The organism is Donghicola mangrovi (assembly GCF_013377535.1).
Classification (GTDB): Bacteria; Pseudomonadota; Alphaproteobacteria; order Rhodobacterales; family Rhodobacteraceae; genus Donghicola; species Donghicola mangrovi.
In genome coordinates this window covers 1-296 of record NZ_JABCJE010000056.1, presented here as the reverse complement: position 1 = coordinate 296, position 296 = coordinate 1, and the positions used below count along the sequence as shown (strand labels likewise).

The 296-nt window shown below is 63.5% G+C and carries 1 protein-coding gene; it reads right to left on the bottom strand.

What is annotated here, in order from left to right; genetic code table 11:
* Window positions 1–296 (bottom strand): dTDP-4-dehydrorhamnose 3,5-epimerase family protein (locus HJ536_RS20755; RefSeq protein WP_177159291.1); only part of this gene is annotated, 296 nt, incomplete at both ends.

Genomic DNA, 296 nt, shown 5'->3' with positions numbered 1-296 from the left:
GGGGACGCCCACATCGGGCCAGTCGATCCCGCAGCTGTCCCAGCGCACGGAGCCGTCACATTCGGGGGCGTAGAAGTCGGTGCACTTGTAGATAATCTCGCTATCGGGCTCGAGGGTCATAAACCCATGGAGGAACCCGGCCGGGATCATCAGCTGTTTACCATTCTCGAAGCTGAGCTCGATCCCGAACCACTGGCCATAGGTCGGGCTGCCGGTGCGCACATCCACGGCCACATCGAAAATCCGGCCCCGCCCGCAGCGCACCAGTTTGGCCTGTGCATGGGGCGGGCTCTGGA